Annotated in this window: 22 protein-coding genes and 1 pseudogene; 5 read left to right on the forward strand and 18 right to left on the reverse strand. The window is 42.7% G+C overall.

The window, feature by feature from the left end:
- The 6 genes and pseudogenes from OSCI_RS06375 to OSCI_RS29000 all read right to left on the reverse strand — a co-directional run.
- A partial coding sequence (locus OSCI_RS06375; RefSeq protein ID WP_234708710.1) for a tetratricopeptide repeat protein occupies window positions 1-1,067 on the reverse strand: 1,067 nt, incomplete at its 3' end.
- Between the two features lie 24 nt (window positions 1,068-1,091).
- Window positions 1,092-1,508 (reverse strand): hypothetical protein, encoded by a 417-nt coding sequence (locus OSCI_RS06380; protein WP_007354057.1) that lies wholly within the window; start codon window positions 1,506-1,508, stop codon window positions 1,092-1,094.
- 203 nt (window positions 1,509-1,711) lie between these two features.
- The gene (locus OSCI_RS06385) at window positions 1,712-2,590 is read right to left on the reverse strand and encodes a calcium-binding protein (RefSeq protein WP_007354059.1); all 879 of its coding nucleotides are present in this window, start codon (window positions 2,588-2,590) and stop codon (window positions 1,712-1,714) included.
- A gap of 1,118 nt (window positions 2,591-3,708) precedes the next feature.
- Window positions 3,709-3,876, reverse strand: a complete 168-nt coding sequence (locus OSCI_RS30590) for a hypothetical protein (protein WP_007354060.1) — start codon at window positions 3,874-3,876, stop codon at window positions 3,709-3,711.
- A gap of 293 nt (window positions 3,877-4,169) precedes the next feature.
- Window positions 4,170-4,460: a hypothetical protein gene (locus tag OSCI_RS06390; protein ID WP_007354061.1), complete on the reverse strand. Its 291-nt coding sequence runs from the start codon at window positions 4,458-4,460 to the stop codon at window positions 4,170-4,172.
- A 58-nt stretch (window positions 4,461-4,518) separates the two neighbouring features.
- Window positions 4,519-5,133: pseudogene (locus OSCI_RS29000) on the reverse strand (IS5 family transposase).
- Between the two features lie 198 nt (window positions 5,134-5,331).
- Here OSCI_RS29000 and OSCI_RS06395 point away from each other — a divergent pair.
- A complete protein-coding gene (locus tag OSCI_RS06395) occupies window positions 5,332-6,318 on the forward strand; it encodes an aldo/keto reductase (RefSeq protein WP_007354063.1) in 987 nt (328 codons plus the stop codon).
- On the opposite strand, the gene OSCI_RS06400 is transcribed toward OSCI_RS06395, so the two are convergent.
- The 6 genes from OSCI_RS06400 to OSCI_RS06425 all read right to left on the reverse strand — a co-directional run bounded on the left by OSCI_RS06400 (window position 6,308) and on the right by OSCI_RS06425 (window position 10,497).
- Window positions 6,308-6,781 (reverse strand): hypothetical protein, encoded by a 474-nt coding sequence (locus OSCI_RS06400; RefSeq protein WP_007354064.1) that lies wholly within the window; start codon window positions 6,779-6,781, stop codon window positions 6,308-6,310. The two genes, OSCI_RS06395 and OSCI_RS06400, sit on opposite strands and share 11 nt — an antisense overlap.
- A 237-nt stretch (window positions 6,782-7,018) precedes the next feature.
- Window positions 7,019-7,252 carry a hypothetical protein gene (locus OSCI_RS06405; RefSeq protein ID WP_007354065.1) on the reverse strand — a complete coding sequence of 78 codons (234 nt, stop codon included), beginning with the start codon at window positions 7,250-7,252 and terminating at the stop codon, window positions 7,019-7,021.
- Window positions 7,233-7,739 (reverse strand): hypothetical protein, encoded by a 507-nt coding sequence (locus tag OSCI_RS06410; RefSeq protein WP_007354066.1) that lies wholly within the window; start codon window positions 7,737-7,739, stop codon window positions 7,233-7,235. The genes OSCI_RS06405 and OSCI_RS06410 overlap by 20 nt, the downstream gene beginning before the upstream one ends.
- A 452-nt stretch (window positions 7,740-8,191) precedes the next feature.
- A complete protein-coding gene (cobA, locus tag OSCI_RS06415) occupies window positions 8,192-8,971 on the reverse strand; it encodes a uroporphyrinogen-III C-methyltransferase (protein WP_019487073.1) in 780 nt (259 codons plus the stop codon).
- Window positions 8,968-9,702, reverse strand: coding sequence for a sirohydrochlorin chelatase (locus OSCI_RS06420; protein WP_007354068.1), 735 nt, complete (start codon window positions 9,700-9,702; stop codon window positions 8,968-8,970). Before OSCI_RS06420 ends, cobA begins: the two co-directional genes overlap by 4 nt.
- Before the next feature lie 210 nt (window positions 9,703-9,912).
- On the reverse strand, window positions 9,913-10,497 hold the full coding sequence (locus OSCI_RS06425) for a hypothetical protein (protein WP_007354069.1): 585 nt from the start codon (window positions 10,495-10,497) through the stop codon (window positions 9,913-9,915).
- Between the two features lie 312 nt (window positions 10,498-10,809).
- Here OSCI_RS06425 and OSCI_RS06430 point away from each other — a divergent pair, with 312 nt between their 5' ends.
- Both OSCI_RS06430 and OSCI_RS06435 read left to right on the forward strand, forming a co-directional pair.
- The gene (locus OSCI_RS06430; protein ID WP_007354071.1) at window positions 10,810-11,895 is read left to right on the forward strand and encodes a T4 RnlA family RNA ligase; all 1,086 of its coding nucleotides are present in this window, start codon (window positions 10,810-10,812) and stop codon (window positions 11,893-11,895) included.
- A gap of 125 nt (window positions 11,896-12,020) precedes the next feature.
- A complete protein-coding gene (locus tag OSCI_RS06435; RefSeq protein ID WP_026103674.1) occupies window positions 12,021-12,869 on the forward strand; it encodes an AAA family ATPase in 849 nt (282 codons plus the stop codon).
- A 116-nt stretch (window positions 12,870-12,985) separates the two neighbouring features.
- On the opposite strand, the gene OSCI_RS06440 is transcribed toward OSCI_RS06435, so the two are convergent.
- From OSCI_RS06440 to OSCI_RS06455, 4 genes are all read right to left on the reverse strand, one after another.
- Window positions 12,986-14,521, reverse strand: a complete 1,536-nt coding sequence (locus tag OSCI_RS06440; protein ID WP_019487072.1) for a mercuric reductase — start codon at window positions 14,519-14,521, stop codon at window positions 12,986-12,988.
- A gap of 14 nt (window positions 14,522-14,535) precedes the next feature.
- On the reverse strand, window positions 14,536-15,264 hold the full coding sequence (locus OSCI_RS06445; RefSeq protein ID WP_007354074.1) for a TVP38/TMEM64 family protein: 729 nt from the start codon (window positions 15,262-15,264) through the stop codon (window positions 14,536-14,538).
- Window positions 15,265-15,346: 82 nt separating this feature from the next.
- Entirely contained in the window at window positions 15,347-16,360 is a 1,014-nt protein-coding gene (locus OSCI_RS06450) for a DMT family transporter (RefSeq protein ID WP_234708711.1), read from the reverse strand.
- An 80-nt stretch (window positions 16,361-16,440) separates the two neighbouring features.
- On the reverse strand, window positions 16,441-17,133 hold the full coding sequence (locus tag OSCI_RS06455) for an NUDIX hydrolase (RefSeq protein WP_007354076.1): 693 nt from the start codon (window positions 17,131-17,133) through the stop codon (window positions 16,441-16,443).
- 125 nt (window positions 17,134-17,258) lie between these two features.
- On the opposite strand from OSCI_RS06455, the gene OSCI_RS06460 reads away from it, so the two are divergent.
- Window positions 17,259-18,314 (forward strand): hypothetical protein, encoded by a 1,056-nt coding sequence (locus OSCI_RS06460; RefSeq protein ID WP_007354077.1) that lies wholly within the window; start codon window positions 17,259-17,261, stop codon window positions 18,312-18,314.
- 232 nt (window positions 18,315-18,546) lie between these two features.
- Here OSCI_RS06460 and OSCI_RS06465 read toward each other — a convergent pair whose 3' ends face one another.
- The gene (locus OSCI_RS06465; protein ID WP_007354078.1) at window positions 18,547-20,655 is read right to left on the reverse strand and encodes an ATP-binding protein; all 2,109 of its coding nucleotides are present in this window, start codon (window positions 20,653-20,655) and stop codon (window positions 18,547-18,549) included.
- A gap of 116 nt (window positions 20,656-20,771) precedes the next feature.
- On the reverse strand, window positions 20,772-22,046 hold the full coding sequence (gene purD, locus OSCI_RS06470; protein ID WP_007354079.1) for a phosphoribosylamine--glycine ligase: 1,275 nt from the start codon (window positions 22,044-22,046) through the stop codon (window positions 20,772-20,774).
- Between the two features lie 568 nt (window positions 22,047-22,614).
- Here purD and iscB point away from each other — a divergent pair.
- Window positions 22,615-23,886 carry an RNA-guided endonuclease IscB gene (gene iscB, locus OSCI_RS06475; RefSeq protein ID WP_007354080.1) on the forward strand — a complete coding sequence of 424 codons (1,272 nt, stop codon included), beginning with the start codon at window positions 22,615-22,617 and terminating at the stop codon, window positions 23,884-23,886.
- The last annotated feature ends 47 nt before the right edge of the window (window positions 23,887-23,933 follow it).

Consider the following 23,933-nt stretch of genomic DNA (forward strand, 5'->3'; position numbering starts at 1 on the left):
TTCGGCCCCATTAGTGCTCTGAGAAATAGATAACAAGCAGCATTCGCCTGTTGTAATTCATCTTGTTCTTGACTAGATGCGATCGCCCTCGCCTCTACCAATTCACAATAAGCCTCAACAAATTCAGGTTTAAGATCGATCGCCTGGTGAAAATAGGGCATTGCTGAGGCAATTTTCCCCAGTGCCATCAGAGAAAAACCACAGTCAGTATAAGCTGAAATGTAATTGGGGTTGAGTTCTATTACTCGCTGAAAACATGAGACGGCCTGTTCGTGGCGGCTTTGCATTTGCCAAGCTTTACCTAAGTTATAATGAGCCAACTCCATGTCAGGTTCGAGTTCAAGGGCTCGACGGTAGGCGGCGATCGCATCTTCTGGCTTTTTCTCTAGCAGCACTTGACCGAGGTTATTGTGGAGAGTAGCCCAGTCTGGCTTGACGGCAATTCCTTGTTGATAAATCGCGATCGCCTCTTCAAATTTCCCCTGTTTAACCAGAGTACAGCCCAAATTACTGTATGCTTTCACATATTTAGGCGCGATCGCAATTACCTGGGCATAGCTTTCAACGGCCGCCCCTAACTCATTCTGTTGGTCAAAAACCAGACCTAAATTATAATAAGCATCAGCATAATTTGGCCTGAGAGCGATCGCCGCGCGGTAGCTACCAACAGCCCCCGGTAAATTTCCCTGCTTCTGAAATACATTCCCCAGATTGTAGTGTACCTCTGACCAGTCGGGTTTAAGGATCAGAGCTTGCTGGTAGTGGTAAGCAGCTTCATCCAACCACCAATATTCTGCATATAATTGACCTAAGTAAGCATGAGCAAGGGCAAACTGGGGATCGAGTTCTAGCACTTTAGTATAAGCGTCTCTGGCTCCCGTCGGCTCGCCTTGAGCTTCTAGGGCCTCTCCCAAAATCATGTAAGCTGCGATCGCATCCGGCTGTTGCTCAATGACTTGTTGACAAATCGCGATCGCCCCTGTCACATTTCCCTGAGCCAAATAAGTTTGAGCTTGTTTAATAGATTCTTCAATTTTCATGCCAATAATCGCTCGCTCAACGCTCAAACACCCTCCCTTCTTTTTGAGCAATTATACTTCACTCATGGCCACTCGGATATGTTGCAGAGAAATTATTGGAATTGTTTCCACCAGTGACAGCGTGTAAGCTGAGAGATGCAAAAAATCACATACTGGTTTTTGCAGTAATATTTCAAAGACAATTTCTTGCATTTCTCTTGCTAGTCGCGATAATCCTGCTGCAATGGGGAAACTCCTGATTCCGATCTCTGTTTTTTGAGCTAATACAGAGTATTCAAAAAGAACAATACTGATGGCTTTGCGTTCAGTTTTGCTGATACGTAATAGTATATGATCCGTCAATTCTATTCCGGTTGCTGGTACGCCTGATGCAAAGGAAATTGTCAGGGTATCGCTGACTTCATCATAGGTTAAATAAATATCATTGCCGTAGCGATCGCGAACTATCCAACGTTTATCAAACTCCATACCATTTTTTATGTCCGCCGTCAATATATAAGTGACAAATTAAATCGATTATAACATCGCATAAGCCCTATTTCTAAAACATATAAGAAAGTGTGCATAGAGTTTCAAGCTCTCGCACACTGATCGTCATAATTGGATTTCTTGGATAAGTGAGGATAGCCTTTTGGAGTACATCAGGACTATCCTCATCTTCAAAAGCCGTTTTAGAACAACTCGAAGTTGCTGGAAGTGATAGTAAGTCCACCTTGCAGTTGAGCCAAGGCTTGAACTCCGTTGCCAGTGTTGTAGTACAACAAACCGCTGTTGGGGTCGTAGATGACTTTGTTAGCAGTGCTACCCGGAGCATTCGGGTTGAAGTTAGCCTGGACTACAAACTCTGTCGGATCGAAAGTACCACCTAGACCACCGAAGGCAGCCTTAGCAAGTGCAATCTTATCTTCTGCGGGAGTGAAGTCAGTAATCGTGTCTATGCCAGTACCGGTAGCCTGAGCAGTAAAGGCGAATGTATCATTACCAGTACCACCAGTCAGGATGTCAGCTCCGCGATCGCCAGCCAGGAAGTCATTCCCAGCACCGCCATTGATCGTGTCACCACCTTTACCGCCATAGACGGTATCGTTGCCGTCATCACCGCTGATGATGTCTTCACCTACCAGACCAAAGGCTCGGTCAGAGCCGGTGCCGCAGCTTAAATTGTCAGCGCCTCCAGAAATATTACCAGGGCGACCTAGATCGTCAGCGTAAATCACGTCATCGCCACCGCCGCCAGAAAGCGTGTCTCCGCCAAAGCCGCCAACGACAAAATCGTTACCGTCTCCACCGTCAACGACATCATTGCCTTTGCCGCCGTAGACAGTATCGTTGCCAGAGCCTGCTACGACGGTATCGCTGCCAGTGCTAGTAGCTGCGTAATCGTTGCCAGCACCAGCATTGATCAGATCGTTGCCGCCAAAGGTTTGGATGCTATCGCTGCCTGAGCTGCCACTTAGTCTGTTATCGCCGGCTACGCCTACAATATCAAGACCACCTTGAGCATTGGGCGTTGAACTCGCCGGTTGAGTAGGGTTAGTTACCTGTGTCATTTACACTCCTCCTTAAGATTTGCAAGAATCATTTTTCTACAATACACTTTTCCCTCCAGTGGGATTCAAAAAATCAAACCGGATAGCGGTTGAGACCCTCATTGACCCGGCTGGTATAAGCTGTCACGTAATTTAACTTGTCATTAGAGAGCCTTGGGGCCGGAGGCAATTCCTTGCTCCGTTCAGTAGCGAAGCTGGAATGCTTTCTACACTGGACTCTCGACTCCACAACTCTCTCCTCCTAACCAAAATAATCCACTTAGATGAATGCGAGTCTATCATAGACATCACGAGCAAGGCTAGTGATTTTAACTACAACAAGAGCCGGATCTTACAGAGGAAGGTTTTTGGTCTCATCGCTCCCCCCTGGATGAATCGCGCTGCCTTCACCTACTTAAAAGGCAAGTAATTGTAAATACTTGCTTAGAACAGGAACGCGAATAAACACTGGACTCTGTTTTTGACAGACCGTGCAACCGAAAAAATAGTTCCCCTCCTACGACAATTTTTTCAATTGTAAATTGCCAGAAAGTTTGACAATTTGCTTAGTTGGTTGTTAACCTGTGCATCCACAAGCTTTTTAACTAACTTGCTTTATTAAAGGAAAAATATCAAGAAAAGTCAAGTAGTATGACTGATTGTTACGCAAATTCTGGAGCAAAAGTCAAAACTGCGGTTGAGCGTTAGGCCAAAGTTGACGCAACAAGCTTAGGAATTATACCTCTGGATACTGTCCCCTCAGTAATTTCCACAGTATCCACAACTATAAAAGTATATATTGCTACAAATCCTACCCGTAGCTCTTACTGAGAGATTTTTAGCGCGATCGCTCCTGTTTGCTCAGCCAGACTAGAATGAGATAGGGCTATAAGTTAAGCTAGATCGGCCTTAAAATTATAATGGTTTTCAATATATTACTTAACTATTTCCTCGATTTGCAGTGCTAACAGTCTCACAAAACTAGCTTCTGGTCGAGAAAAAACACTTTCGAGCATTGACATCTGGGGAGGGAATTCATTTTCTGGTGAAAAGATATTACACCAGTCTCAAGTTAAATTTGCTCCACACGCACCAGTTAAATTGTCCTGTGAAAATTATTTATCTGCCTCTTCTACTCCCTATTTTCCTGTTAGTAGGGTTGAAGTCGCTGTCTCATAGCTAGAGAGTTTAATAGCCGCTTCGCTCTCAAAAATATAATGAAGTGAAGTAGCTGCATAGTATGTCAGCGCTAGGATTGACAAAGCATTCAGCACTCGATAAATTGGCTTATCAGACATTGTATTCATTTAAGAACCCCTGGTTATTAAAACAGTAATCGTTCTCTAGCAGTTTTTAATTGGGTTAGCGCTGCGGTCAATTACCAGCGATTACCAATTACCAACTTCATAATCCCTCCTTTAGCATTTATTCGGTATCCGACTAAAGAAAGATTCTGGAAAGAGTGAGTAGAGAAACCTTGATCTGGCACTCAGCTATCGCCTTAATACTCGCAACTTCAGGAATTAGCAGCGCTTAATTGTCTTAAATGTAGTATTAAGCACGAATCTGAAACCTACCTTAAGGCATACCGACATTTATATTATTCTGATGGAGAATGGGTTACTATCGGATGCGGATGGTCGCTAGCGCCATCATCGCCCTCCATAATTTCTGGAATTTCGTCATCCTCTACTATTTTCTGCGCTTGACTCTTTTTACTAGCCAATTCCAGAATTGAGAACGGTAAAACTATAGGCCAGAACAGAGGGCCAATCGCTAAAGCTATCCAAGATATGCGGTCATCCTTTGGGGTGGTAGTATCGCCCCAAAACTTTGCGAACCAAATGCAGAAAACCAGCAGAGTAATGACTAAATAGCCGAGAACAATCATTGTTTTTGAGATATGCAACCGCCAAGGCGGTTAGGGGCTAGGGGGGCGTGTTTTCAAACTACAACCACAACAGAACGCAGGCGATCGTAATCATAGCTGTATAATTTGCGGCCAACTTCTCATATCGGCTAGCAATACGTCTTCATTGCTTGAGTGGGTTGAGAGCACGTTCCACAATGTTACGTTGACGGTAGATTTCACGACTAAAAGAACCTTGACGGGGTTCATTTGACAGTCGTGGGATGGTAAAACGGATACCTCGCCTCTGTGAAATAACTACGGATGCGACGACCTGTGTAGCCTTTATCTCCTACGACTCTTTGCGGACGTAGACGCAGATGACCTGCACCCGAACGCGCTTACTGCTCCTTGTTCCATGTAATGAACCGGACAATCTAAGTTTCCTTCTCGATCGGCCGAGGCTTGCAGACGTTCTAAGAGTTGCTGCCAAATATTGGCTTTTTGCCACCGATAGAACCTTGTGGTCACACTTTCCCATTTTCCATAACGTTCTGGTAGGTCTCGCCAGGGGGCTCCTGTTCGCTCGTATCCAGAGAATGCCGTTCACCACTTGTCGGTGGTCGCGATTGGGTTTACCTGTTCGGGGTTTGAGTGGGGGAAGTAGCGGTGTTAACGTCTCCCACTGTTCGTTACTTAAGTCTCCTGGGTTCATGAGCGTTAAGTGTTTGCGATTGCGCGGAGCGCACTGCTGTAGGCAATTGCCTATTTTTTACCTATTTTCTAGGATACAACGAGGCAAGAAAAAAGCCCTAGCCCCTAGCCCTGAGCATCGTAACCGCCTTAGCGGTTGCTATAGATCGCAGCGATCGCCAAGCTAAAATAGATGTTACCCATTCTGTAAAGAGCATTTATGAAAACAAGAAAACTGGGCAATCAAGGGCTTGTGGTTTCAGAACTGGGACTCGGCTGCATGGGGATGTCAGAATTTTACAGCGGTCGCGATGAAAATGAGGCGATCGCAACTATTCACCATGCTCTCGATTTGGGCGTTAATTTCCTCGATACAGCGGATATGTACGGCCCTTTTACTAATGAAGAGTTAGTCGGACGGGCAATTCGCGATCGCCGCGATCGAGTAATATTAGCCACTAAGTTTGGCAATGTCCGCAGTGCAGATGGCGGCTGGTTGGGAATAAGTGGTAAACCTGAGTACGTGCATCAAGCCTGCGATGCGTCTTTAAAACGGCTAGGTATTGATACGATCGATTTGTATTACCAGCACCGCGTCGATCCCACTGTGCCGATCGAAGATACAGTAGGGGCAATGGCAGAGTTAGTACAACAGGGTAAAGTGCGTTACCTGGGTCTGTCAGAAGCCGCGCCAGCCACAATTAGGCGGGCTTTTGCCGTACATCCAATTACGGCTTTGCAGACTGAATATTCGCTGTGGAGTCGCGATGTAGAAGATGAAATTTTGCCCACTGTGCGGGAATTAGGCATGGGTTTTGTTGCCTATAGTCCGCTAGGACGGGGCTTTTTGTCAGGCGCATTTAAGCACCCCGATGATTTAGCACCCGATGATTATCGCCGCAATTCGCCTCGATTTCAGGGTGAAAATTTCTACAAAAATCTGGAGTTGGTGGAACTATTGAAGGCGATCGCAACGGAAAAAGGAGTAAGTGCTAGTCAACTGGCTTTAGCTTGGTTATTGGCGAAGGGTGAGGATATTGTACCGATACCGGGAACCAAACGCCGCACTTATTTGGAGGAAAATGTTGCAGCAGGGGAGATTACTTTTACTGAGGAGGAATTGCAACGAATTGAGGAGATTGCACCCCAGGGTGGCGCAGCAGGCGATCGCTATGCAGCACAGCACATGAGTAGCCTCAATCGCTAAGGGCGCTCGCATTTCGGACAGCTTCAAGAACTGCTAGATTCCAATTGCGATCTTCTGGGGAAATCACAACAACTTCAAAACCATACTTTTCCCCTTCCAATCTTACTCCTTCAGAATCATCCACATGAAGATCGATACCAAAGGCTTTAGGGTTCTTACTTACCCGCTGATAGCCTGAATTGCGACGTAGATAGGTATTATGGACAGCCTGATTAATAACCCCTCTTATATGAATGCCATAAAAACGCAACCACAAGCGGATTAAACAAGGGGAGCGATACGAAGATGTGTAAATCCATATTTCACACCCGTATTGCTTCAATTGTTTCATCAATTTGCATGACCCTAACCGCAACGGTTCATTAATCCACGCCTTGAAAAAAAATGGTATCCGATTGGGTTCAGATGGAATATTTTTCTGATAACAAATAAGAGTATCATCAAGATCAAATGAAATTCGCATTAGTTTCCTTGCTGGCTCTTCGAGCTGAGGGGGTAATAAAGAGAGCTAAGAGCTAGACTGAATCTGGGTTGCGACCTTGCTCCCCGTTGATAAAAGCGGTGTTTATTTGGAGTTAATGCCATTAACTCTTAAACCTCTCCGGCATATTTGTCTAGTAGCTATTTAACCCATTTTTGGCTATCTAGACCGCTACCAAAGATACTCCACCTCTAATACTTTCTTTTTGAATCTAAATGATTAGTCTTCAATAAACTCCCCAAAAATAGCCTGCTCTCTAACTGCTGAATAATCCTTAATAATAGCCGATAAACCTAGTAATTCTTCCAAGCTTCTCGCTTCTTTTGGCGTTAAATCTTGTCTCTCTGCTGCATAGACAATTTCTCCTGCCATCATCAACCTTGATTCGACAGGAATATTGTTTTTCAACCCCAACTCTATTCTTTCTTTGATGCTATCGAAAATTTTGTCCACGATCTAATTCCTCCCTAGTCAATGTCTGAACTGTTCCATCATTAAAAATCAATTCAATTCTTTTCAGCAGCTTTTCTGTATCCCAAACTAGCGCTCTAGCCAGTCCTTTATTGACCTCTTTAATCTCAACTGTCGTATTTATATGATATCCTAGATTCGGAGCGCGTTTTTTGGCAATAGCCACCCCTCGTTGAAATGCGTTACCGATATTAACTGCCTCTGCACTTAATTCCTTAAACTCCCAGATTTCTCCATCAATCTCAGCATCAGGTGTCTTAACTCCTGATGGTGCTTGCTCACTTAATAGCTTCACCCTCCTCCCAAGTCTGGCAAAGACAAGAGCCACAAATAACTCAGAATGATTGGTGTTATGACCTTGATGGAGCAGTACAAACCCACCACTATCCTCATTATAATAATACCGTTCATACTCCGGCTCGGCAAGATTATATAGTTCTTGACTTTTCTGGATATAACTTGGCTCCACAATTGCGCCCTAAATTTAACTTTATCCTTCTATATCCATACTAAGTTTTCGCCCCACCTCCCACAGCAAATAATAAATGTGCTGCCCCCTCCAAAGTAGTATCAGTCCGCCCTATTTCTTGATGGTCAACATTATTATTCATGGCTGGATACCAAATTCATAATAATCATTGATTATAGCTGAAAAATTTAGAAACTATAGTAAACGCCAAAGTGCTTAGAACCCTTGGCGTAAAAATACTCAATACTCTTCTCACTGGTGCGTAAGTCCTGATTTACATAGAAAAGGCTTTTATCAGCGTAATCCCTTCGCATTGGCTACGCCAACATCTTTCTAATTTTGCAAGCGATCGCTATGCAGCACAGCACATTAGTAGCCTCAATCGCTAAGGACGATCGCACTCTGGTTATCAATTTCTCGTTATCAATTAAAGCAGCACCAACCCTACAAAGTTAACGGCATTCCGACAACACAGCGTGCAGCTTAACGACATTGCCAATAACTGCGATCGCGGGTGCAGCAAACTTAGCGGCGTTCATTTTCTCCCCAATTGTAGACAAACTACCGATTAATTCTTCCTGTTCCGGCCGCGTCCCCCATCGTACCAAAGCGATCGGAGTATCCGCGCTCAATCCTGCTGCTGTCAACTGGTCAATAATATAAGTCAAATTGTGAATTCCCATATAAATCACAATCGTCTCTGAACCGCGTGCGATCGCACTCCAATTCACCTCCGGCCGATATTTCCCCGCCATCTCGTGACCGGTTACAAACGTCACCGAAGAACTGTAAAGTCGATGAGTTAGAGGAATTCCCGCATAAGCAGGCGCGGCAATCCCAGAAGTCACTCCCGGTACAACTTCCACAGGTACGCCAGCATTCAGCAACTCTTCCATCTCTTCGCCACCGCGACCAAAAATAAACGGATCGCCGCCTTTTAACCGTACAACTATCGCGTGAACTTGAGCTTTTTCTATCAATAACTGAGTTGTTTCTTCCTGCAATAGCGAATGGCGACCCATGCGTTTGCCAGCATCAATTCGCTCTGCTTGCGGATTAATCATCGCCAAAATTTGGGGACTGACTAAGGCATCATAAATAACAGCATCAGCGCACTCTAACAGAGTTTTACCCTTCAATGTCATCAAACCAGGATCTCCTGGCCCCGCACCGACTAAATAGACTTTTCCCAAACAGTTATTCTCCTTTTTGTTTAGCTTGGTAAGGTTCATTTTTCAATCAAATCTCGAATCAAATCTGCTAATTCTACACTTACTCCCAGAGGGTTAGTCAGATGCAATTCAGCAAGTGGAAACTGCTGCTTTAGTTGTTCCACTTTTTGCGCGATCGCATCAGTGATTCCCCCCTCAAATAAAAAATAAGGCACAATCCCTATTTGCTGATGTCCACTGTGAACTAAACTTGTAATTTGTGCTTCCAAACTCGGCGGTACAGACCAATAAGCAGTCACCGCGTTAACTTTAGCGGCTATTTCCTCAACAGGCAAATTCCCACCCGTGCGGCGACTCCCGTGAGATAGTAAAATCCATGCCTGCATTCTAGCAGATGTCATCTGCCCTGCGACCCAGTTAGTTAAACTTGCGCTCTGGGAACCCAAATGCGATCGCAAGTTAATTATCACCTTTTCGCCTATTATTTGCTGTGCGATTTTTACCTCTGTCGGTATATCTTCCTGAAGGTGAACTCCCGGCAATAAAAACATCGGCAAAACTTGCACATCCTGTAACCCAAGAGATAGGGTATATTCCCCAAATTGGCAGATTTGTTCGTGTAATGAACTCGATCCAAATTCCAGCGTAGCAGTTCCCACAACAGGCGAGTTTTGGGAATAATTTGCCAATACAGCCAAACGTTCAGACAACAATTTAGCTAACTTTTCCAGACCTAATTGTGGTCTAGGATCGCGGCTACCATGAGTTACTAATAAATAAGTTGAACGCAATTTTTATACCAACCAACTTGTTCTCTAATTGTTGGTAACGCCACCCTCTAGGCGGTTCAATTCCCCCCAGAGGGCGACGTTACCGGAGCAATTTGTAAGTCTCCTAATTATAACATCTTCCTGCAATTTTAAACAATCTCAACTAAAAAAGCTTGTTTACTAGACACAAGCTTAGAACTTAGTATTTAGAAACAAGCCTTTATTCAAAACTTAACGCCGCCCGGCTTCAATAGCAGAATTGGCAATTTTTACCGCATTTGCTTCCCGCCCATTCTTAAGTGCTACCGTATACAAAACTCCCTGAAATTTCCATTCAACTGAAGCAGTACAGTAAGCCCCACAACCATTGTGAAAAACGCCCTTAGTTCCCTTCGCCAATTGAATGTTTTTTAAGGTCTTCGTTACCCCTTCCATTCTCTCCGTAAATTCACCACCTTTTTGAGCTCCAATTCCACCAGCACTACAAGCAGTAGTTCCTCGGCAATTAGCAGTATAATCTATATAAACACTATAACCATCCGCCCTCGCTTGAGGATGAAAGTAAAGCTTTTGTGAAAAAGGAACCTGACTGGGTAGAAAAATTGGTACTTGCGTCTTACCTTTTAATTGTGGCAAAATTTGACCAATGGGAACAGTAGCATCCGCTTGGGCAATTAAGTTGCTTACTACCGGGATATCTGCTACCCGATTTAGTGATTCTCTATCCAATTCCCCAAAACCAAGAACTCCAGATGGCATCGCCAGAGCACTTAACAAACACGCATAACTTCCCAAAATCAGCAATCTAGTCTTCATTTGTTTACTCCTTACTACCTAAAAAGTATACTTTCAGAACTCACGCACCCAACTAAAGAAACCAGTTTTTTTGACGAAAATACTTCGTTGTTACCGACATATTCTCTCAAAAACCCGGTTTCTGGGACGACCTGCGTAAGTCCTAACTTTTTTACACCCATTGCCTTAAACTATTGATAATGATACTATTAAATACGGGAGCATAATAGATTTTCAGGTAGAAAGGAGAGGTAATTACCTCTCAACTCTTTCATTGCCTTTCGTTACCACATAATAGATAATAAATAGTACGTTCCCCTTTAGAAAATCATCATGGAACTACAAGATTATTTGCGTCAGCATGGATTAGATAGCTTATGCAGCACTTATCATATCAAATTATCCCGACATCAGAAATATCCTCACCTCGTCTGTCTGAAATACTCCCAGATTGAATCTCCTCTGGGTGAAAAAATAGTCCAGCAGTGCCGAGGTATTATCTTAGACTCATCTCAAGATTGGCAAATAATTTCTTATCCTTATAACAAATTCTTTAATTATGGGGAAATTCATGCTACTCCGATTGACTGGAGTAGTGCCAAAGTGTATGAAAAACTAGACGGTTCTCTCACTGTTATTTATTTCTACGATGGCGAGTGGAGAGTACAAACTAGCGGCACTCCTGACGCTAGCGGTGAAGTTAACGGTTTTGGCTTTACTTTTGCGGAACTATTCTGGAAAGTTTGGAACGAACTAGGATATCAGTTACCGCAAGAAACTGAGCAATGTTTTATCTTTGAATTAATGACTCCTTACAACCGGATAGTTGTTCAGCAAAAAGACAATCAAATTATACTACATGGAGTGAGAAATATTCAAACACTTTTAGAGTCTGACCCTAGTATTTGGACAGAAAAATATGGATGGGAATTAGTTGCATCCTATCCTTTAACTAGCTGGACAGAAGTTATCAAAGCTGCTGAACATTTAGATCCGATGAATTCTGAAGGATATATCATCTGCGATGGTAACTTCAACAGAGTCAAAGTTAAGTCTCCCCAATATGTCGCAATTTCTCATCTTAGGGAAGGATTTTCTACCCGCAGAATGATCGAGATTATACTAACAAATGAAGGAGAGGAGTTTTTATCTTATTTCCCTGAGTGGACAGAACTTTACGAGAAAGTTAAAAATAGATATCTATCTTTAATTCAAGAAGTAGAGGAAGTTTATCGGCAATATCAACATATCGAAAACCAGAAAGATTTCGCCTTAGCTATCAAGCACTTACCCTATTCTGGGATTTTGTTTTCTTTGAGGTCTGGAAAAATTGCTAGCGTCAAAGAATCTTTACGTAATGCTACTATTCAGAAAGCAGAGGAACTTTTAGGGTTAGAATACATTAATCTGGGGTTATAATGATAATACACATTCCCAATTGCTAAACTTGATGAGTTAGTTAATAGTTAGTAGTTAGTGGTTAGTGATTACTAGCAAAATATAACCAGCCACTACCAATCACCAATTACCAATTACCAATTACTATGAAAAGAGTCATTATACTTGTGGGTTTACCCGCTTCTGGAAAATCTAAATTTGCTAATGACCTACTGTTATCAGAACCCGGTAGATGGGTGCGAACAAATAAAGACCTTTTGCGAGAAATGGCTCACGCTTCTTATTGGTCTCCCGCCAATGAAAAGTTTATTCTTCAACTCCGAGATGCCGCAATTTTGATGGCCCTAGAATCTGGTAAAAATGTGATTGTTGACGATACCAACTTTGGGCCGCATATCGAACATATCAAAGCGCTAGTTAAAGGTCAAGCTGTCGTTGAAGTTAATGATTCTTTTCTCCAGGTTCCTCTAGAAGAATGTATTAAACGCGATTTAAAAAGACTCAATTCAGTTGGCAAAGATGTAATTATGAAAATGTATAATAAATACCTCCGCGTTCCCGTACCGCCTCCAGAATATAACCCCGAACTCCCAGATGCTATCATAGTTGATATGGATGGTACATTAGCTTTACTAAATGGTAGAAATCCGTATGATGCGTCTAATTGCGAACGCGATTTACCGAATCAACCAGTGCTTGAAACTGTTCGCAAGTGGCAGTCAAGTATTAATGTTATCGTGCTATCGGGTCGCACAGATAACTATCAACCTCAAACTGAAAAATGGTTGCAGCAATATGAGGTAAAATATACTAATATTTATATGCGAAAGAATGGAGACCAGCGGAAAGATTCGATTATTAAGGAGGAATTTTACCGCCAACATATCGCAGGAAAATTTAATATTCGTTTTGTCTTGGATGACCGTCAGCAAGTTGTTGATATGTGGAGGTCATTAGGTTTGACTGTATTTCAGGTCGCTGAAGGTGATTTCTAATAAGTTCAGAGCGAAGCAATCTCGATGCTATGCGATTGCTTCGCTTCGCTCGCAATGAAATTGTTAGGCTTATAATGACATTATTACCTTTAATTTATTCATATACTTATTAACACCTATCGCGTCCAAGTTAGCCACTGAGAAAACAGTTTTTTTACAAAAGGTGTCAACCGAGTACGATTGTAAGCATCCGCAGCTTTGCGAATTGCATCCGCTTGAGTTGGATAAGGATGAATCACGCTAGCAATTTTTCCTAAACCAATATTGTTAACCATTGCCAGAGTTATTTCGCTAATCATTTCGCCGGCGTTTCTAGCCACAATTGTTGCACCTAAAATTTTATCGCTACCTTTCTTGACGTGAATTTTTACAAATCCTTCTTCTTCCCCATCAGTAACAGCTCTATCTACCTGACTAAAAGGAATAAAAAATGTATTTATCTCAATCCCTTTTTCCTTAGCTTCTTGCTCATACATTCCTACATGAGCAATCTCCGGGTCTGTGTAAGTACACCAAGGCATTGTCAAAGCGCTAAGTTTTTTACGTCCTAAAAATAGAGTATTTTGAATGACAATTCTGGCGGCAAAATCAGCAGCATGAGTAAATTTCCAGTTCATGCAAACATCGCCAGCAGCATAAATACGAGGATTACTGGTTTGCAGGTTGTCATTGACAAACACCCCACTTTTTGTATCGTATTTAACGCCGACAGCTTCAAGGTTTAAGGTTTCCACGTTCGGGGAACGTCCCGCACTAACTAGAATTTCATCAACAGTGATTGCATCTTCCTGGTTATGGGATTGATAATAGATAACTTTACCTGCGTTTGTTAGCTCAATCCTCTTAATTTTAGATTGTAAAATTAGCTGAATTCCTTCTCGGATAAAAGCCTGCTGAACAATTTCTGCGGCATCAGTATCTTCGCGGTCTAAAATGTGAGCATTTTTATGTAGCAACACTACTTCGGAACCCAATCGCTGAAAGGCTTGAGCTAATTCGGAACCAATGGGCCCGCCGCCAATTATTGCTAAACGTTTCGGCTGTTCTGTAAGGTTAAATACTGTTTCATTAGTAAGATATCCAGCTTCTTCTATACCTGGAATTTGTGGTTGCAATGCTCTCGCACCTGTAGCAATTACTGCCTTTTTAAAACGTAGAGTTTTACCTGCTACTTCGATGGTATCATCACTGGAGAAACGACCCGCTCCTAGAAAAACATCAACACCTAATTTTTCTTGATAGCGTTGAGCTGAATCCACATCACTTATTCCTGCTCTTAACCGCCGCAGTCTTTCCATTACGGCGGCAAAATCCACTTCTATATTATCAGGAACTCCAATGCCAAATCGCTTCGCATCTCTAATATTAGCAACAATAACGGAGGAACTAATCAGACATTTTGACGGCACGCAACCGACATTTAAACAATCGCCACCCATTAAATGTTTTTCAACTAAAGCAACTTTTGCACCTAAACCTGCTGCACCTGCGGCAACGATTAATCCTGCTGGCCCAGCTCCTATTACCACTAAATTATAACGGCTAACTGGTTGAGGATTTACCCAATCTGGCGGATGTAAATAAGAAACTAATCTTTGGTTGTGTACATCCATTGGCGATATATTTAGGCGATTGCTTTTCGAGCTTGACATGGCAAATTCTCCTATTAAATATTGGCTTCTAAACTTTTACGAGCAATCCTAGCTGTATAAAGGCTGACAGCAACAGTGGCAATCAAACCGATCCCATTAATAAGTAAATTTACGGCGGATGCTTGGCTATTTACAGCATAACAGGCTCTTTCTATTATAGCCATTTCTCCCCCTAAAGAACCGAGGTAAACGTACATCATAGTCCCTGGAATCATACCAAGTGAACCTAGAACATAGTCTTTTAAGGAAACTTGCGTTACTCCCAAAGCATAATTTAAAAGATTGAAAGGAAAGATGGGAGAAAGGCGTGTTAAAAAAACTATTTTAAATCCTTCTCGACCAACAGCTTCATCAATTGCTTTGAACTTTGGGTACTTCTCAATTTTTTTTGCTACCCAGTTGCGAGATAAGTATCGACCGATCAAAAAAGCTAAAGTAGCACCTAAAGTTGCGGCAAGAAAAACATATATTGAACCCCAAACAATGCCAAAAATAAAGCCTCCTCCTAGTGTGAGGATAGAACCGGGAATAAATAAAACAGTAGCTAGATTATACACAACAATAAATGCTACTGGCCCCCAAAATCCAAGCTGCTCAATCCAGATCAATCCGCTTCTTAAAAGTTCTTGGATATTGGTAGCTCGTGCTAAAATGCTAACGAGCGCAACTAATGAGGCAATTAAGAAAAATTTAACGCTATTTTTTATGGTTCTATTTGCACTACTTGGTGGTTGTTCTAACATAAATTTATGCTCTTAGTTGACAGAAAAATTTACTGAACTTAAAGAGGGGATTGAGAAAATCTTGCATTTTTTAAAAATTGTTTTACACTCCTTTAAAACCAACTTCTCTATCAATTTCCATAGCACTAATACTCTGCATTGTAACTGGAGTTTTAGTGCTTTGGCGAACAACTCCTATTTGGGTTAATATGATGCCCGCCATAATAACAGTACCACCAATATATTGAGCAATGCTAGGTAATTCTCCTAAAATTAAGTAAGAGGCTAAAATTCCAGCAATGGGGCCAAAAGAGCTAGCTAATGAAACTTCGGATGCGGTAGATTTTTTTAACCCAGTAAAAAAACATAATTGACCACCCACAACAATGACAATTCCATAGAATAACATCCATTGCCATAATAAAGGCGAGAAAATATCAATAAAATGAATTGGGCCATATTGCACCATAACAATTGCAAAAAAGATAATTGTACCTATAAATGTTCTAAATACGGTAAATATTCCCAACGGTATTTGGCCAAGTTTTGCTTTACTAATAATAGTGGAAATAGCTATACATACAGCCCACCCAGCGGTCATTAATTCACCTTGTCCTATATGAATAGCGCCTCCCATTTTTACAATGTTGTCATCGGGAGTTTGAAGTAATATTGTTAGAATAACGCCAATAAATGAAGCAATTGCACCGCCAACAACCCACCGATTTACTCGTTCTCGTAGCAATAATACTGATAAAATTAAAGTTAAAGGTGGCTCGATGCGCCCGATCAAAATGACATTATTGACCATTGTCACAGCCAGAGCTGTAAAAATTAAGGTGGGCGCTAAAGCTCCTTCGAGGATAGCAACTACGCTTAGACTTAGCCAATTTTTTCTAGAAAGCTGTTTTAATGCAGGCAGATTCCATTGTCGGTAATAGACGAAAATTAGAACCAGCAAAGCACAAATATTTCCTGCAAATAAAACATTGCAAAATGAAATAGGATTCCTGCCATTAATTAAGTTTTGAGCGCCTATTTCTGTTAATTTACGAATAACTGAGCCCGAAATAGCGAAAATAACGATCGCAGTCAAAAGATAAGCTCTTGCGGGCATTGAGTTGATTAATTTTAAGGTAGTAGCCCATAAGCTGGATATCATGTTACTTTTACCTCCTTAGCAAGCATTGACCCCGATTATAGTTCAAAATTAAATCCTTTTTGTTTTAATTTATGATATTTGCGTTCGTCAAATTTATAAAGTCTTGCGGCGCGATGGGCAACTCCGGTTTCGGTTTCATCTAGCGCTACTAAAAGCTCCATTTTAAGAATTTTTTTACGGAAATTTCGCTTATCTAGTTTTTGCTCTAAAATTGTTTCATAAAGCTTCTGGAGTTGGGTGAGGGTGAATTTTTTTGGTAAAAGTTCAAACCCAATGGGTTCATAACGAACTTTGCCTTTTAGTCTAGCAAGAGCTGTTGCTAAAATTTGCTCGTGGTCGAAAGGAAGTGGCGGCTTTTTAGTAGCGGGAAACCAAGCGGCATCTGTCGCATCAGTTGCGGCATCAATCGGGTGCTCCGATAAATTGATTAAGGCGAAATAGGCGACAGTGACAACGCGATCGCGCGGATCTCGATTAACATCACCATAGGTATAAAGTTGCTCTAAAAATACATTTTTAATGCCCGTTTCCTCGCGCAATTCCCGCCGCGCCGCTGCTTCGAGGTTTTCCTCAATCCGCACAAAGCCCCCAGGTAGAGCCCATTGTCCCTGAAAAGGTGGCAGTTTCCGCTGAATCAGCATGATTTTTAGCAGGTTGTCTTCATCCAATCCAAAGACGACGCAATCGACGGTAAGTGCAGGTCTGGGAAATTCGTAGGTGTAAGTCATGGGAATTAGGGATTGGGAATTTTTCTAGCTACTCTTGACAATGTGTTTTATCGACACTAAGCTAGAGGTGTATCAATAACACTAATATATAGCGGATTGCAGCAGTTGTTTGTAGGGAAATCACAATGACAGCACAAACTCAACTACAAATTCCTTCTTACTTCGACCCCAAAAAAGTTGGAGAAGTCTGGCGAGTACCCTATCAAAACAGGGCAATAGATGCAAAACAATGGGCAAAACAAAACAGCATCCGACCAGCAGCAGAAGATAAAACCCGCATTTGTCTAATGATAATCGATGCCCAAAACACTTTTTGTATTCCCAACTTTGAATTATTTGTTGCAGGTCATTCTGGTACTGGTGCGGTCGATGACAACGTGCGATTGTGCGAATTTATTTATCGCAATTTAGGTGTAATTACAGCCATTGCACCTACAATGGATACCCACACAGCGATGCAAATTTTCCATCCGATATTTTGGATTAATGACGCAGGAGAACACCCAGTACCAGCCGCTACAATGGTGACACTAAATGATGTGCAAACAGGCATCTGGAAAGTGAATCCTGCTATCAGTTACAGCATCGCTGATGGAAACTATTTAGCCTTGCAAAAACACGCCTTGCACTACGTTCAAAAACTGAGCGATAACGGTAAATATCCTCTCACAATTTGGCCCTATCACTCCATGTTAGGAGGTATTGGACACGCCTTAGTATCCGCAGTTGAAGAAGCGATATTTTTTCACAATATAGCCCGCAATAGCCAAACTCTTTTTGAAATTAAAGGTAGCAATCCCCTCACAGAAAATTATTCAGTCCTGCGGCCAGAAGTTTTAGATAGTGCAGATGGTCGTCCTATTGCTCAAAAAAATCTGCTTTTTATTCAGAAATTACTGGAATATGACACGGTAATTATTGCCGGACAAGCTAAGAGTCATTGTGTTGCTTGGACAATTGAGGATTTGCTAACAGAAATTATGGCACGAGATTCTAAATTAGCTAAGAAAGTTTATCTGCTAGAAGATTGTACTTCGCCCGTTGTTGTTGCCGATATAATTGATTTTACAGAACAAGCGAATGCTGCTTTTGCGAGGTTTGCCAAGGCGGGGATGCAGATTGTTAAATCGAGTCAGCCAATTGATACCTGGCCGGGTATTTCACTTAGACACTTTACGTAACGCCGCCATCTTGGCGGTAAAGAAACCGCCGGGACAGCAGCGTTACAGATATTTTGTCAGAGTTTATGTACCCAACCAAAGAAACCGGGTTTTTTGACGAAAATACTTCGTTATGACCACAGATTCTCTCAAAAACCCGGTTTCTGCGACGACCTGCGTAAGTCCTATTTGTATAAATCCTGTAGCCATTACCAATTACCAATTACCAATTACCAATTACCAATTACCCTATTTATTTTTGCTGATAAACCATTAAATCAAACCAGAAAGTAGTACCAACCCCAACCTCACTAACTAAATGCACCTTAGTATGATGCTTATCAATAATATTCCTCACAATTGAAAGCCCCAACCCAGTACCTTCCAAAGTATGCACCCGATTTTCCACCCGGAAGAAACGGTCAAAGATTGCCTCTTGATCCTCTGCATCAATACCAATTCCCGTATCAGAAATCTCAATCCGCACCAGCTTAGAAGGCGGTACTGCGTGTGATAGAGAATAGTTTCCTGGGGAAGATTCCTCATTAGCAACTTCATATTTATCCTCCCTTACTTCCACATCTAACTGAGAAGCGCGAATCGCAATCTTCCCTCCCGAATGAGTAAATTTCAAAGCATTACCAACCAGATTCGCAAACACTTGTAACAACAAATCGTAATGACCTAAAACCGCTGGTAAATCCGGGTCAAGTTCCTGAATCAATTCAATACCTTTATCTTTAGCATTGAGTTGATAAGTACGTAAGGTTTGCTCTACAGCTTGGGCAATATCAACACCGTCAAAATGATAAATTCGGCAAGATTCCAACCGCGACAAATCTAATACATCGTTAACCAGGCGAGTGAGGCGGTCAGTCTCATGATTTGCCGTTTCTAGAAATTCGCGACGTTCAGCCTCGCTGAGGTCTTCCCCGTACTCGTGGAGAGTTTCGATAAATGATTTAATATTAAACAAAGGCGTTCTTAATTCGTGAGAAACATTGCTAATAAATTGACTCTTAGCTTCATTTAGTTCTACTTCGCGAGTAATATCCTGTATCGTCATCGCAATCCCTTTCAGGTTGTCTCGATACTCTTCTGGAAGGTGAGATTTAGCACTTTCAAAGTATAAGGAACATTCAAAAGCATCGGGGCGCGGGGCCTCGGTACAGGTATTTCTTTCTTCATGGAGACAACTTTTACACAGCGGTTCTGAACCCGGTGCTTTATGTAAAGTTACAGTAGTAACAAGAATTCTCACAGTGCGATTAATTGGTTCTGTAAGCGAACAGCGAAATTCTCCCCCTTCGCGATCGCCACCAGCAATTTGATACAATGGCCTAGCTACCTCTAGCTGTACCTCCGCAGGTAAGTAATTTAAAACATTTTCCCCAATTACATTCTTATATTCCCAGCCAAAGATTCGCCGCGCGGTCGGGTTAACTAAAATGATGTACAAATTAGCATCCAGCAACACCGCACCGTCAGCAATAGTAGAAACCAGGGTTTCCAGTTTAGCTTTTTCCGCTGTCAATTCTTCAATGTTTTGCTCTTCATAGCTTTCCAGCTTTTCAGCCATCTCATTAAAGCTACAAATCAATTCCCCTAATTCACCGCCTAAAGGCAAATCAACTCGCTGTTTAAAGTTACCGGAAGCAATGTTTTTAACGCCAAAAACTAATTCTTTAATCGGCTGAGTAATCGTCAAAGCGTTAAATACTGCCCCTAAAATTACCATCACCCAAATTGTGACAAACACTGCTAAGGTGACATCCCTAGTTAAATTTGAGGAAATGACGGCTGTAGGATTAGGATTAATGCCGATCGCTAAAACTCCTAAATATTTGCCCTCGTGGACGAGGGGAACAAATACGTCAGTCACTTCCCCTGCGGGAGTTAAGTGCTGCTTTACTAAGGGCTCAGGGGTGAAATTGACCTCTTCAAGATTGGCGGTAAAAGTATCGGGAAGTTGAATCCGGCGACGGAGAGTCAGAGAAGTTTCTACCTCTGACTCAGAAAAGGGTAAGCCGAGGTAGATTTCGCCAGCATCGTCGGCGTAGAGGATATATCGAATGCTAGAGGTGCTGCCGTAGAATTGCCGGGAAAAGCGGGCTACTTCTGTGCGATCGTTTTGGGCAATTAAAGGGGCGACATTGGCAGCCAGCAGCAGACCGAGATCGCGGCCGTAGCGGGTGTCATTGAGGTGGGCATCTAGTTGAATGGTGTTGACCGCCCAGAAGGTCAGGCCGCTCATAATCAAGGAGACTACCAGTGTGGCTCCCGCCATCAGCCGCGTCTGGAGAGTAAACTCCGACCACCAATGGGCTATTATTTCTCCGATGTTTTTGAGGAAGGCCAGCATTTGGGTAATTAAAAATTAAAAATGTAAAATTAAAAAATTGGATTTTTATATCTTGCCAGAGGACAAGTGCAAATCCAGACTTTATTGTTACATTTTTAAATTTTAATTATTAAATTTTAATTTTTCATCGCTCGGTGTCCAATGTCCCGGCGGCAGTAAGCCCCTTCAAACTGGATACAATCAACGGCTGCGTAAGCTTTTTTGATGGCAACCTCAAAGGTTTCGCCGACCGCAGTTACCCCTAAAACCCGCCCCCCGTCAGTAATTAGCTGCTCTTTCAGCTTAGTCCCGGCGTGAAAGACAGTCGCCCCCAAAGCTTCGGCTTGCTCAATCCCGGTAATTACTTTACCTTTCTCATAAATCCCTGGATAGCCGCCAGCGGCCAGCACCACACAAACAGCCGCCCCCGGTTTCCAACTCAGGGCGGGGAATTCCCCTAAACGCTGTTGACAACAAGCCAGCATGATGTCTTCGAGGGGCGTTTCCAGCAAGGACAAGATGGGTTGAGTTTCGGGATCGCCGAAGCGACAGTTAAACTCTAAGACTTTGGGCTCGCCTTCTGGGGAAATCATCAAACCTGCGTAAAGAACACCCCGGTAGTCTATACCACGCTTTTGTAATATTGTCAAGGTCGGCTGTAGAATTTCTGTCTGAATCCGCTGCATCAGGGCAGGTGTGACAATGGGTGCAGGGGCGTAGGCTCCCATCCCGCCAGTGTTGGGGCCCGTGTCGCCGTTGCCGATCGCCTTATGGTCTTGGGCAGGCAACAGCGGTACAATGGTCAAACCATCAGTTAAAGCTAAGATTGAGACTTCTTGACCGCTTAAAAATTCTTCAACTACGGCGCGAATATTCTCAGTACCAAACTCCCCGCCAAAGATAGCATCAATGGCACTTTCAGCCATTTCTAGGGTGGTGGCAACTGTGACACCTTTACCCGCAGCGAGCCCATCGGCTTTGACAACGATCGGCACTCCCTGGACGGCGATGTAAGCTTTAGCAGAATCAGCATCAGTAAATGTGCCTGATTTGGCGGTGGGAATACCGGCTTCCAGCATCAAATCTTTGGCCCAGGATTTACTCGCTTCAATTTGAGCCCCTGCTTGGATGGGGCCAAAAACGGGAATATTTCGCTGTTGGAAGTAGTCAGCAATGCCTAGAGATAGGGGGACTTCGGGGCCAACGGCGACTAAGGAGATATCATGCTCTAAGATGGCTCGTTCCATGCCCTCAAAGTCATCTACTGGAAGGGGGAGATTTTGGCAACCTTTGAGGGTGGCGGTTCCGCCATTGCCAGGGGCACAGAATACTTGTTCAATTTTGCCTGATTGCAGCAGTTTTGTTGCGATCGCGTGTTCCCGGCCTCCGTTTCCTACTACTAAAACTTTCACGTTGTCCTTACCTCTGATTTATTCGTAAATACCTGATTTTTCTTTATAATAGTAAAACGTCGCCAGCCATATTTGCATTTGTGGTAGCAAGTATCGAATAATTTAACTCTCACAAAACTTAGGCACTAACAGCAGAATACCTGACATTATTAAAGCTACAGTAGGCGAACGCCGCAGAAAAGTTGTCACTCAGAGTTATAGATAATTGTCGGCGATTGCCCACTGTAGAAGTCCTAGAAGCATTTATTGATGTTTATTTACTTGACTATATATATTGACCATTTTACTATAAAATGAGTATAGGAAGTAGGTTTATAGGTGTCAACGACCCACCACTAATCGGAGTACCCATATAGTGGGGGCTTGCTCATAGCCGAGTTGACCAGTCTAAGTCTTAACTGACTACGTTTAAGGTAAGCGTTAAAGACCTACCAGGGAATGCGAAGCTAGTTCTCTGCTCTAGAACTTAAAAGTTAAACAGGTTTAAGGGTTAAACCAGTGCTTTTGAGATAGTTACCGACCTTAAACATTGACGAAGCTAACATTACCCCGCAAGGGAGGACTGAAAATGTCTAATTTTGTTTTCGTACTTGATACCCAAAAACGACCGCTTAATCCAATACGACCAGGTATGGCTCGTAAATTGCTAACTAATGGCTCATCGGCTGTTTTTAGAAGGTATCCATTTACCATAATCCTCAAAGTGGAGGTAATAACAACCCCAGAACGAATCGCTCTAAAAATAGATCCTGGCAGTAAAACAACTGGTATCGCATTAGTGCAAGGAGAAAAAGTCATCTTTGGTGCAGAATTAACCCATAGAGGTCAGGCAATTAAAGCCAGTCTTGAATCTCGACGCTTACTGCGTAGAGCAAGGCGAAATCGAAATACTCGCTACCGTCAAGCCAGGTTTCTAAACCGAACCCGCCCCAAAGGTTGGTTAGCGCCAAGCTTACAGCACCGCGTTGAAACTACTTTGACCTGGGTGAATAGGCTGATCCGTCTTGCTCCTATTGGTTCAGTTGCCCAAGAACTTGTACGGTTCGATTTACAACAGCTAGAAAACCCTGAAATATCAGGCGTTCAATATCAGCAAGGCACTTTATTTGGGTACGAAGTTCGTGAATATCTTCTTAGCAAATGGGACAGGAAATGCGCTTACTGCGGCGTTGAAAATGTGCCTTTACAAATTGAGCATATTCATCCCAAAGCAAAGGGCGGAACTAACCGGATCTCTAATCTTTGCCTTGCTTGCGAAAAGTGCAATATCAAGAAAGGGACTCAAGATATTGAGCAATTCTTAGCTAAAAAGCCAGAGATTCTAAAACGCATTCTTTCTCAAGCAAAACGTCCACTTAAAGATGCAGCAGCCGTTAATTCAACTCGTTGGGCATTGTTTAATCGACTTAAAGAAACAGGCTTGCCAAGTTCTACTGGCAGTGGTGGCTTGACTAAGTTCAATCGTACTCGATTGAATTTGCCTAAGACTCACTGGCTGGATGCGGCTTGTGTTGGACAAGTTGAATCTTTGGAAGTTTTAACAACTAAACCCCTATTAATTCAAGCCAATGGGCATGGAACCCGCCAAATGTGTCGCACTGACAAGTTTGGATTTCCATCTCGTTATGTTCCCAGGGTTAAATTTGTCAAAGGTTTCCAGACGGGAGATATGGTCAAAGCAGTTGTTACTTCTGGTAAGAAGGTGGGTAAATACGTTGGGCGTGTTGCAGTTAGATCGACGGGTTCATTTAATATTTCTGCATCAGAGTTGGTGTCAGGAATTAGCTACAAATATTGCTCGATTATTCACCGAAAGGATGGTTATTCTTATGCAGCATAAACCTTGCCCCCCTTTTCCTCCCACCACTGACAGCGGTACAGATACAG

The sequence above is a fragment of the Kamptonema sp. PCC 6506 genome (assembly GCF_000180455.1).
Taxonomy (GTDB): domain Bacteria; phylum Cyanobacteriota; class Cyanobacteriia; order Cyanobacteriales; family Microcoleaceae; genus Kamptonema; species Kamptonema formosum.